The 11195-nt window shown below is 37.1% G+C and carries 11 protein-coding genes; all 11 read left to right on the top strand.

Going from position 1 to position 11195, the window contains the following annotated elements; translation table 11 throughout:
* The first annotated feature begins 401 nt into the window (after positions 1 to 401).
* Positions 402 to 2117 (top strand): NAD-dependent malic enzyme, encoded by a 1716-nt coding sequence (locus tag PTI45_RS08535; protein WP_069327143.1) that lies wholly within the window; start codon positions 402 to 404, stop codon positions 2115 to 2117.
* Positions 2118 to 2220: 103 nt separating this feature from the next.
* Positions 2221 to 3183, top strand: a complete 963-nt coding sequence (locus PTI45_RS08530; RefSeq protein WP_069327142.1) for an AEC family transporter — start codon at positions 2221 to 2223, stop codon at positions 3181 to 3183.
* A gap of 178 nt (positions 3184 to 3361) precedes the next feature.
* The gene (locus tag PTI45_RS08525; RefSeq protein ID WP_069327141.1) at positions 3362 to 3706 is read left to right on the top strand and encodes a hypothetical protein; all 345 of its coding nucleotides are present in this window, start codon (positions 3362 to 3364) and stop codon (positions 3704 to 3706) included.
* Positions 3703 to 4206 (top strand): GNAT family N-acetyltransferase, encoded by a 504-nt coding sequence (locus tag PTI45_RS08520; protein WP_069327140.1) that lies wholly within the window; start codon positions 3703 to 3705, stop codon positions 4204 to 4206. Before PTI45_RS08525 ends, PTI45_RS08520 begins: the two co-directional genes overlap by 4 nt.
* Positions 4207 to 4241: 35 nt before the next feature.
* Entirely contained in the window at positions 4242 to 5081 is an 840-nt protein-coding gene (locus PTI45_RS08515) for a S66 peptidase family protein (RefSeq protein WP_069327139.1), read from the top strand.
* A gap of 325 nt (positions 5082 to 5406) precedes the next feature.
* Positions 5407 to 5922 carry a hypothetical protein gene (locus tag PTI45_RS08510; protein WP_069327138.1) on the top strand — a complete coding sequence of 172 codons (516 nt, stop codon included), beginning with the start codon at positions 5407 to 5409 and terminating at the stop codon, positions 5920 to 5922.
* Between the two features lie 165 nt (positions 5923 to 6087).
* A complete protein-coding gene (locus PTI45_RS08505; RefSeq protein WP_425415574.1) occupies positions 6088 to 7242 on the top strand; it encodes an FAD-dependent oxidoreductase in 1155 nt (384 codons plus the stop codon).
* A 50-nt stretch (positions 7243 to 7292) separates the two neighbouring features.
* Positions 7293 to 7961, top strand: coding sequence for a TetR/AcrR family transcriptional regulator (locus tag PTI45_RS08500; RefSeq protein ID WP_069327136.1), 669 nt, complete (start codon positions 7293 to 7295; stop codon positions 7959 to 7961).
* Between the two features lie 176 nt (positions 7962 to 8137).
* Positions 8138 to 9055, top strand: a complete 918-nt coding sequence (locus tag PTI45_RS08495) for an aromatic alcohol reductase (RefSeq protein WP_069327135.1) — start codon at positions 8138 to 8140, stop codon at positions 9053 to 9055.
* A gap of 129 nt (positions 9056 to 9184) precedes the next feature.
* Positions 9185 to 10354, top strand: coding sequence for a sensor histidine kinase (locus tag PTI45_RS08490; RefSeq protein WP_175425150.1), 1170 nt, complete (start codon positions 9185 to 9187; stop codon positions 10352 to 10354).
* Positions 10355 to 10364: 10 nt separating this feature from the next.
* Entirely contained in the window at positions 10365 to 11018 is a 654-nt protein-coding gene (locus PTI45_RS08485) for a response regulator (protein ID WP_069327133.1), read from the top strand.
* Positions 11019 to 11195 lie beyond the last annotated feature (177 nt).

The raw sequence follows: 11195 nt of genomic DNA, 5'->3' as shown, positions 1-11195 counted from the left end.
CCTCGCATACGGCGACAAAATATTCAAGTTGTCTAATTTCCATACGTATTCCTTTCCTAAATCTCAGAATGAGAAGTAAAATGATTATTTTTTTCATCTTTTATCATTGTTTTTAACTATGATAAACCATTTTACCATTATTATCAGTTATGTATTCAATATATCAATTTTAGCATATACGACAGCAATGTAAACGGATTTATATATGAAAATAATTTCTGCAAATACGATTTAAAAATGTAATATTTATATTTATCATAGTTTTTATCAATTATTAAATTATTTATGATAGAAAATGACCTTTACAATATGTCAAAATGATACTATTATTAATAATGTAATCACGATTTAGACACAGAAAAAACACATATATGACAATTTTACGAAAGAAGGAAATACAAATGAACGCTTTTTATCTTGATAATGATGGTTCTATTAAAACGATTCTTAAAGGAAAAGAAATTTTAGCTAACCCTATCTTAAATAAAGGGGTTGCTTTTACAGCAGAAGAACGAACAGATTTGGAACTGAACGGAATATTGCCTCCAATGATCTTAACGATTGAAGAACAAGTGAACCGTGTATACGATCAGATTAGCAGTGAACCGAATAACCTTCGCAAAAATACAATGTTAAATGATCTATATAATCGCAATGTTGTTCTTTACTATCGTCTACTGAGCGAGCATTTAAGTGAATTTCTTCCTATTGTATACACACCAACCGTAGGACAAGCGATTCAAGAATACAGCCAACAGTATCACAAACCAGGTGGTGTCTATCTTTCAATTGATCATATGGACGGAATAGAAGAAGCGTTCCGTAATACAGGCGTACAACCTGGAGATATCGACCTGATCGTGGCTACTGACTCTGAAAGTATTCTGGGTATTGGTGACTGGGGTGTAGGTGGTATTAATATCGCTATTGGTAAATTAGCTTTATATACTGCTGCTGTAGGGATTGACCCTAGTCGCGTGCTTGCGGTTGTGTTGGATGCAGGGACGAACAATCAGAAATTATTAAATGATCCATTATATATGGGCAACCGTCATGAAAGAGTACGTGGAGATAAATACGATGAGTTCGTCGATCGTTATGTACAAACAGCTATGAAATTGTTCCCTAACGTCTTATTACACTGGGAAGACCTTGGCAATGTAAATGCACGTAATATCATTGAAAAATATGGCGATCAGATTTTGACATTTAATGATGATATTCAAGGTACAGGCGCAGTTACTTTAGCAGCAGTTATGTCAGGTCTACAAGTAAGTGGTACATCACTGAAAGATCAACGTGTATTGGTATTTGGACCCGGCGCAGCAGGCATTGGGAATGCTGATCAAATTCGTGATGCGATGATGAAAGAAGGATTGTCACAAGAAGAAGCAGAAGGTCGCTTCTGGGCATACGATTATCGCGGTCTATTAACAGAAGAAACAGAAAATGTATTTGCTTTCCAAAAACCATATCTTCGCCAAATGTCTGAAATTGCAAACTGGGAAACAGACGAGAATGGCAAAGTCAGCTTGCTTGAAGTCGTGAAACAAGTCAAACCTACGATTATGATTGGTACTTCAGGCGTAACCGGAGCATTTACAGAAGAAATCATAAAAGAAATGGCTAAACACGTAGAACGTCCTATGATTATGCCGATGTCGAATCCAACATCACTGGCTGAAGCAGTACCAGCTGACTTGATCGCATGGACAGACGGCAAAGCATTGATTGCTACAGGTAGCCCATTTGAATCAATTGAATATAAAGGAACGACTTTCGAATTTGGTCAATCCAACAACGCTTTTGTGTTCCCGGGTCTTGGTCTTGGTGCAATTGTTGCCAAAGCCAATGTATTTACCAAAGGCATGTTTACAGCGGCAGCTGATGCTGTTGCTCATGCGGTTGACTCTTCTGATCTAGGCGCTCCACTTTTACCTAGAGTGAAAAATCTACAATCTGTATCGTTCGAGGTGGCTGTCGCTGTCGCTAAAGCCGCTATTCAAGATGGTGTAGCTCAAAACACACCAGACGATATCGAACAAGCTGTCAAAGACGCAATGTGGCATCCCGTATATAGAACCGTTAAATCTACAGAGATGACGCCAGTAAGCTAAATATCATTATGCTACACATAGCTTCACTCTCAGATTGTCTATCTAGGATAGGCAGTCTGCCCTGTAAAGGGTAGATTTGAAAATATAATGGAGGTCCTACATCATGTCAGTCGGTCATATTTTTATTATTTTAATTCCTATTTTCTTTGTCATCATACTTGGCTTTTTGGGCGGTCATTTTAAAGTATTTAATTCTGCATCGTCCAAAGGTTTAAATACATTAGTGACCAAATTTGCATTACCTGCACATCTTTTTATTGGAATCACTACAACAAGTAAACAAACGTTAATCGATAAATGGCCTTTTTTTATCACTATGTTTTTGGGGATTATCGGCTTTTATGTGATTTTGCTATTAGTCCTACGCTTAGTATTTAAAAAGGATTTAAATAGATCATCTATTTTCTCATTAAATGCCACTCAACCTTCTTTTGCTTTTATGGGTATACCTGTACTTGGAAGTTTGTTTGGTGCAGCGGAAGTGGCTATTCCAATTGCGATTACAGGTATTGTTGTGAATGCTCTTCTCGATCCAATTGCAACTATTGTGAGTTCTGTTGGTAAAAAAACACAAGCAGGACAACAAGATGGACATCCAGAGAATTTACTGAAATTAACTGTACATTCGATCTTACATGGTCTTAGAGAGCCGCTAGCCTGTGTTCCTTTATTAGGGGTTGTGCTTACGATGTTCGGATTCCATTCTCCTGAATTGCTGCAAAGTTCCTTGGATCAGATTGGTAGTATTACATCGGGTGCTGCACTATTTGCTATTGGTGTAACGATTGGTTTGAATCGGATTCAATTCAGCTCAAATGCAATTAGCATTTCAGTCTTAAAAGTAGTTGGATTGCCGATCTTAACATATGTATTAGCTCTAGCATTTGGATTATCATCAACAGATATTACAATGGCTGTATTATTAGTATCTTTCCCGGGTTCGGCTGTAGCAGCGATGATTGCTTCTCGCTTTGAAACGTTAGAAGTCGAAACAGCTTCTTCATTTGTGATTAGCTCCGTATTATCCTTGATATCTTTACCTATCCTAATCTCGATTTTATTGTAAAATGTATTTTCGTAGATCATACATTTTAATTTTAAAATAAATTTTGAATCAAAGTCGTTCGCTGAAAGATTTCCGGCGAATGGCTTTTTATTTTGCAATCTACTTGATAGTAGTTGAATTTTACAGCTATTCATATGAAAATAGAATAATAACGAAATCATATTGTGAGGGAGCAAATATGAATCAACGACAAGCTCAAAAAATCATTCCTTCTACATGGATTATGATCGAAAAACAAAATAACTCTACATCTGATTACATATTATATGCGATAGATTGGAAACGCAAAGCTAGATGGAGCTGGGAAGGCTGGAACGATTTAGCGGATCTGTTGCAATTTAATATTCCTGTCCGAAGAAAGTTAGGAAGTCCAAACTATTCTTCACAACCCTGTGCTAAAATTGCTAAAAAAGCTATAGTTCTACGTATGAATGAACAACAATATGATCGGTTTGAGATGTTGTTATATAAACCTTTTTCCAAAAAGAAATGGAATTCTTTCCTAAAGGAGTATCGCCAATGAATTCATCGCTAAGTATTCGAAATTACGCAGACAGTGATCAAGAGCAAATAGTACAGCTTATTCTCCATATTCAGCAACAAGAATACAATATACCTATTACTAAGCAAGATCAGCCAGACCTGTTATCCATTCAATCTTTTTATCAAAAAGGGAACGGTAACTTCTGGGTGGCTTGTGCTGGTGATCAAGTAGTGGGTACGATTGCTTTGTTAGATATAGGGAATCAACAGGTCGCTCTTCGCAAAATGTTTGTCCATTCTGATTATCGAGGAAAAGTGTGGAATACAGCTACATTATTGTTACAACAAGCCGTTTCGTGGGCAACCCAACAGCAATTGACGCATATATATTTAGGCACAACTCTACAATTTATAGCCGCCCATCGATTTTATGAGAAAAATAGCTTTCAAGAAATAGAAGTAACCCAACTACCTGCTTCTTTTCCAGTAATGCAAGTGGATAAAAAGTTTTATCAATTATCCGTTATACTGGATTCATAAGGTGATCACACTCAACAGAGAGGAGCAATACATAAATGACACTGCAATTGAAATCTGGAGATACAGTAGCATTGGTCGCTTGCTCGGATCCTATTTCACCTGATCGCCGAGTACAGATTAATGAATTGATCGGATATTTGCAACAGTGGGGGCTTCAAGTTGTCGAATCTAAAGTATTGATGCAACCCCATACTATTCAGGCTTCCCAAGAAAAAGCCAATGAGTTAAATCGTTTATTTGCTGATCCGCAGATCAAAGCTATTTTTGATATCTCTGGCGGCGACCTGGCTAATGGCGTACTTCCACACCTTCATTATGAACAGATTCGTACAGCACAGACTGCTTTTTTTGGGATGAGCGATCTGACTGTTGTTCTGAACGCTATGGTGCATCAATCTCATATTCAGACGTATCATTATCAAATCATGAACTTGGTCAAAGAAAAGGGTGCAGAACAACGACAGCAATTTTATCGTACCTTTTTTGAAGGAGCTTCGGATTTGTATGATTTCGATTTTGATTTTGTTCAAGGTGATAATCTAAATGGCGATGTGATTGGAGGCAATATTCGTTGCTTTTTAAAATTAGTCGGTACTCCGTATTTCCCTGAGGTTTCGGGTAAAGTTATTTTATTGGAAGCATGGAGTGGACGTGTCCATCGAATCATCTCTATGGTGGATCAAATGGATCAAGTCGGTATATTTGCTACTTGTTCTGGAATATTGTTAGGAACATTTACTGAAATAGAACAACATCATGAATGGGATCTTATTCAACAGCATCTTCTAAAGCTAACAGCCAAAAAGCCGATTCCGATAGTGAAATCGACCGGAATTGGACATAGCAGTCATAGTAAATGTATTATTATCAGTTAATAGCACATGATTACAGCTTATTTAAGAAAGAATAAAGGAGTATCAGTATTTCTTTGTTCTTTTTTGAATATATACTTTAGTGCATATTTTGTCTAATATTCATAGTTTATACATAACAATTTCTTCGCTTTAAGCCGATTATTGTAAATAAGAGTCTTTTTTTAAGAGTAAATATGCTAACAATGTACTTAAAATGGTTAAGTTATAACAAAATACTTAAATAATGCGTTTAACTTAAAGCGAATTTACTACTTACGGTACTAAAAGATTGTATTTAATTTTACTGATTTTAGTAAACGTATTCAGTAACTTAAAGGAGACAATAATGATCTATTTTGTGCGAAAAAACCAAGTAGAGAAATTACCAGAAGGTGAAGCTGAACTGAATTACTGTTTAAAACAGTTGCTTGAGAACAATGAAGCGATTTTGATTGACCGTATGCCGGAAGATTTGCAAATGCAAAGTATGCATCTGTTGTTGAGTAATCCAGCTTTTGTGATGGTTAATATTCAGGAATCGGTTCAGGAACGATTTATTCGTTCTCCACTTAAAGGGTTTTCGAGTGATGTATATGAAGAGTCATTATTACTTGTGACTTCCTATGTACAAGACTTGCAGTTAGAAATTGAAAAAGGCGCTACGGCTCTGGCTAGTTACCAAAAAGGTGAACAAGAAGGCATGGTGCGTGATGGATTACGTAAAGCACTTATTGATCTTGGCGAACGCCGGGAAATCATGTCTATTATGCTTCAAGAAATTCGCTATCGTCTAAGTGAGCAAGCCAAACAAGAGCATACTCGTGCTACAGAACGTTTTTCTGGAGACGAATGGAATAGTTAATGGATATAAAAGAAGTCTGTGTAGATTAAACTACACAGACTTCTTTTGATTACAAAATTTATATTATACATTTGCCGCATTTAACGAACACTGTACTTTACGAACTCTGTTCGTTATGATATAAATAATACAAGTTAATCTATTAAACATGGAGATGATATTATTATGCAAAAAGCAAACGAAAGAAAAATAGCTATTATTGGTGGAGGACCTGGTGGCTTGACGTTAGCCGTTATTTTACAAAAATATGGTGTCAAAGCTACTGTTTATGAAAAATCTTCTTTTCAAGCTAATAACCAACAAGGAGGTTCATTAGATATTCATAGTGAATCTGGACAGCGAGCATTACAAGAAGCCGACTTATTTGAATCATTTCAAGCTGTTGCTCGTTATGATGGAGAGGACTTTAGACTTTTTGACAAAAAAGGAAAAATGTATTTAGAAGAAATAGCAGAAGATCATGGTTCAGATCGTCCCGAAATCGACCGGGGTGTATTATGTGAAATGATATTACAAGCGCTTCACCCTACTTCTATACGCTGGAATCATTCATTAAGCCATGTTGTTCCATTAAAAGATGATCTGTATGAACTTCATTTTGAAAACGGGAATGTGGAAACCGCTAATCTTGTTATAGGAGCAGATGGAGCATTTTCAAAAGTTCGTCCGCTTCTAACAAAAGCCAAAGCAGAATATACAGGTTTGAGTATGGTAGAAGTTCATATCAAAAATGTGGCTATAGATCATCCTGAGCTGGCTAGCTTTAATCGTCGTGGTAAAATGTTTGCACTGGCAGATCACAAAGCAATCATCGGTCAGTTAAATGGAGATGGAGATATTCGTGTGTATGCGAGCTTTCAAGTAGAGCAAGAATGGTTAGATCAATCAGGGTTTTTGTGGGATCAACCTGATATAGCAAAACAAAAATTACTAAGTTATTTTGAAGATTGGGATGAGTCTCTTCAAAATTATATCCGTTTAGCAGAAGGAAAAATTCTTCCAAGACGCATTTACATGTTGCCTGTAGGGTTAACGTGGGCACACCGAGCAGGAGTTACATTGATCGGAGATGCAGCACATCTAATGTCTCCTTTTGCTGGTGAAGGTGTGAATCTAGCAATGTTAGATGCTACCGAATTGGCACTGTCTATTGTGCAGCATAATGATTTGAGTATAGCTGTTCAAGGTTATGAGCAGAAAATGTATGCTTACTCTGGAGAAGCGGCTAGAGAATCGTATAAAAACTTACAGCTGTGTTTTGGTGATCAGGCAGCTTCTCGATTAGCAGCATTAATGAATCAGTATCATCAACAAGCATAAAAAAGTACTCTAGGATTTACTAATAAAGTTAAACATGTTATAAGGAAACTATGGATAATACAAATCGAATTATAATTAGTCGTCGTACCAGACCTGCTAAAGACGCACTTAGTCGTGAAATTATTGTAAAGACTGCTTTTGAATTGTTAGCAGCAGAAGGCTTGTCCGGCATGAGTATGCGCAAAATTGCTAAACATTTAGATACAGGTGCTTCATCACTGTATGTGTATGTCAAAAATATTCAAGAGCTTTACAGTTATGTAGTTGATTATGGATTGAGAGATGTAATATTGCCTGAAGGGCGACCGAACTCTTGGAAAAGTGAACTAGTCTCTCTATTGAATTCTTATCTTAACGTTTTGTATACATCTCCAGGAGTAGCGGAACTTGCATTAACAACGATCCCAATCGGACCTTACTCTTTAGCAATCAACGAATATATATTAGCGCGTTTGCAAGCAGGGGGAGCACAGGCGAAGTCATCAGCATGGGGAGCAGATATGTTACTTTTATATGTCACCTCAGTAGCTTTTGAACAATCTTCTCGTGAGCAAAAAGGCATGACTCTTCAATCGATTCGTGATTCTTACCAATCATTAGATGCAGTAAAATATCCGATGCTTGTTCGCTTAAATGAGGAAATGTTCTCAGGTGACGAAGAGAGATTTCAATGGGGATTAGAAGTGATCTTACAAGGAATCCTGCACAATCCAAAATAATAAAAATGAAAAGTTATCTTCCTTTGGGAATGATAGCTTTTTTATTTAACGATTGTAGAAAAATTCTTATCGTTAATAATTTCTAATAGATTCAACAAATGGTAAAATGAACTATACATAATCTATAAAATAATGAACAACAAATAAAAGGTTATTACACTGAGGAGGATCTCTATATGGTACCGGAACATTCAACGATTTTAATTGCAGGCAGTACTGGTGATCTGGGCGAACGGATTGCCAAAGCATTGGTTCATGAAGGAGCACATGTGCGGGCATTGATTCGCCGGGGCACTTCATTATCGAAGACGGTACCTTTAGAACAACTAGGAATCGAAATCGTAGAAGTCGATTATACGAATGCAGCAGAAATGAAAGCAGCTTGTACAGGAGTGTCCTGCGTTGTATCTGCTCTAAGTGGATTAGAGGATGTGATTATCGAGACACAAACTTTACTACTGAATGCAGCTGTTGAAGCAGGCGTTCCTCGCTTTATTCCTTCTGATTACTCGATGGACTATACCAAGTTACCTGTAGGATCGAATCGCAATTTGGATTTACGTCGTGATTTTATGAAAAGACTGGATCAAGCACCGATTGCAGCCACTTCTATTTTAAATGGAGCATTTGCAGATATGTTAACAGGGATGGCACCTATCGTTCTTTTCTCACATCGCCGAATCCTTTACTGGGATGATGCAGATCAACCAATGGATTTTACAACCAAAGACAATGTAGCTACCTATACAGCCAAAGCAGCATTGGATAACTCTGCTCCTCGCTTTTTACAGATTGCAGGAGATCAGATCAATGCACGTCAACTGACGATACTGATGAGCAGATTAAGCGGTCAACGATTCCGTTTGCTCAAAGCAGGAAGTCGAGGATTGTTGGAGACACTGATTAAGATTGCACGTAGTTGTTCTAAGCCTTCAACCGATTTGTATCCCGCATGGCAAGGGATGCAATATGTTCATGGTATGTTCAGCGGATTAGGTAAGCTTGAACAGATTGATAACGATCGGTATGCCGGAATACAATGGACATCTGCCAAAGACATATTAGCTGATCATATCCATTCATTTCATGTATAAATGAATCACTTATAGCTAGAATAAGTTGTATTTATCGCTTTATTAAATTTTGCAACGTACATGCCCGAAAGTACAATGTCCTGATCTGAGCACCTGTTATACTGTAAGAGGCTTATGAAAGGGGGCATTATGCAAAAAAAGTATCTGAGTGAGATAGCGTTAGAACTACGTAAACCGGTGATCGTGTGGATTCTGATGGTTCATATTGGAACTACATTATTAGAAACAACGTCCCATAATAGTGTGCTTCATATTGTGATAGCAAGTCTGGGTATTTTGTGTTTTATGTTTTTGAATTGGAAAGTAACCTGGTTTATTCAAAGAGAATTATGGGTGTACTATGTATTACAAAGTGCTATCCTTCTCATGTCTGTTTATTTTATGAATCAAGGATATTATTTAGTCATGATTGTACTGTATCCGATTATTATTGGACAATTACTATATGCTCCGTATAAGAAGATAACGATAATCATTTCTATTGCGGCTATTTATATAGTATGTATTGCTTATATGAATTATTTAAGCTTTGTTAATTTGCTGTTTTATATTTCGTTGTTTACATTAATGAACGTATTGGTAGGAGGCATTATCAATTTAACGTTACGTCAATTTTATGCTAAGTTACGTACACAGCATTTTTTGAAAGAATTAGAAATCGCTCATCATCAAGTCGAAGAATTAACGGTTGCTAATGAACGTCAGCGTATGGCAAGGGATCTGCACGATACGTTAGCACAAGGATTAGCCGGATTGATTATGCAATTGGAAGCGATTGATGCCCATCTCTCTTCGAATAATACCAAAAGAGCACATGAAATTGTTCATTTGTCTATGAGCGGTGCACGTCACACATTAGCAGAAGCTCGCAGTGCGATTGATGATTTGCGTTTGCATACCGCATTACAAGTGAATTTTGCTGAGTCTGTAGAGAAAGAAGTAGATCATTTCCTTTCCTTAACAGGTATCCCGATACAAAGCAATATAGTAACCCCTATAGAAGTATCCCAATTGATCTATGAACATAGTATTCATATCATACGTGAATGTTTGACCAATATTATCAAGCATGCTCAAGCTCACCATGTAGAATTGAACATTTCGTATGATGACCATCATTTGGTAATGGATATTAAAGATGATGGCATTGGATTCGATATGCGTCAGATCGGTTCATTTAGTGGACATTATGGTCTAATTGGCATGCAAGAACGTATCCGTATTGTACAGGGTACATTAGAAATAACGAATCGTATACCTCATGGAACTTCTGTGCATATCGAGATTCCTTTGAGATGAGGAGAATAGTATGAAATACAACGTATTGATCGTAGATGACCATTTTGTCGTTAGAGAAGGACTTAAGCTTATCTTAGAGACGAGTGAACATTATCAAGTGATTGGTGAAGCAGATAACGGCAAAGTGGCTATTCAGCTGATTGAAGAGCTTCGTCCGGATGTGATCTTAATGGATCTAAATATGCCGATTATGAATGGGATTGAAGCGATCGAACAATTACAAGCACAGAACAATACGATTCCTGTCGTTATTCTGACCACTTACAATGAAGATGATCTTATGATCAAAGGCTTAACCATAGGAGCGAAAGGATATTTGCTCAAAGATACCAAACGCGAGCACCTTTTTCGTACATTAGACTCGGCGATTCGAGGCGAGACCTTGTTACAACCTGAAATTATGGAAATTGTGTTTAAAGCCAAACATGATACTGCACCCAAAAAGCCAACCAGAAACAATTTGCTTCCTTCTTTATCAGATAAAGAAAAGATTGTACTCCAAGCAGCTGCACATGGACATCGTAGTAAAGAGATTGCTTTTGATATGGGTATTGCCGAGCGTACTGTGAAAGCTCATCTTACGAATATTTATAATAAGCTAGGTGTCGATTCACGAGCACAAGCTGTAGCCATAGCAGTAGAACAAGGGCTTGTGCATATTTAAAAAAAGACACATGACCCCTAAAATATAATTACATGTAGAACACATCACTTTGTTGTAGAGATGTGTTCTTTTTTGCGTTGTGATAAATTTTGCCCGAAAGGGCATGATGTGCATGTACGATTGGACGATTCGACAACATATTATCTTTGTTAGGATAAGCACAGAGAAACCACAACT

Origin of the sequence: Paenibacillus nuruki, assembly GCF_001721045.1 — a bacterium.
Lineage (GTDB): Bacteria > Bacillota > Bacilli > Paenibacillales > Paenibacillaceae > Saccharibacillus > Saccharibacillus nuruki.
The sequence above is the reverse complement of the archived record's forward strand: the minus strand, read 5'-3'. Positions and strand labels throughout refer to the sequence as shown.

Coding starts and splice junctions, on each gene's coding strand:
- PTI45_RS08535 (WP_069327143.1), top strand. CDS start 402: ATGAACGCTTTTTATCTTGATAATGATGGTTCTATTAAAACGATTCTT.
- PTI45_RS08530 (WP_069327142.1), top strand. CDS start 2,221: ATGTCAGTCGGTCATATTTTTATTATTTTAATTCCTATTTTCTTTGTC.
- PTI45_RS08525 (WP_069327141.1), top strand. CDS start 3,362: ATGAATCAACGACAAGCTCAAAAAATCATTCCTTCTACATGGATTATG.
- PTI45_RS08520 (WP_069327140.1), top strand. CDS start 3,703: ATGAATTCATCGCTAAGTATTCGAAATTACGCAGACAGTGATCAAGAG.
- PTI45_RS08515 (WP_069327139.1), top strand. CDS start 4,242: ATGACACTGCAATTGAAATCTGGAGATACAGTAGCATTGGTCGCTTGC.
- PTI45_RS08510 (WP_069327138.1), top strand. CDS start 5,407: ATGATCTATTTTGTGCGAAAAAACCAAGTAGAGAAATTACCAGAAGGT.
- PTI45_RS08505 (WP_425415574.1), top strand. CDS start 6,088: ATGCAAAAAGCAAACGAAAGAAAAATAGCTATTATTGGTGGAGGACCT.
- PTI45_RS08500 (WP_069327136.1), top strand. CDS start 7,293: ATGGATAATACAAATCGAATTATAATTAGTCGTCGTACCAGACCTGCT.
- PTI45_RS08495 (WP_069327135.1), top strand. CDS start 8,138: ATGGTACCGGAACATTCAACGATTTTAATTGCAGGCAGTACTGGTGAT.
- PTI45_RS08490 (WP_175425150.1), top strand. CDS start 9,185: ATGCAAAAAAAGTATCTGAGTGAGATAGCGTTAGAACTACGTAAACCG.
- PTI45_RS08485 (WP_069327133.1), top strand. CDS start 10,365: ATGAAATACAACGTATTGATCGTAGATGACCATTTTGTCGTTAGAGAA.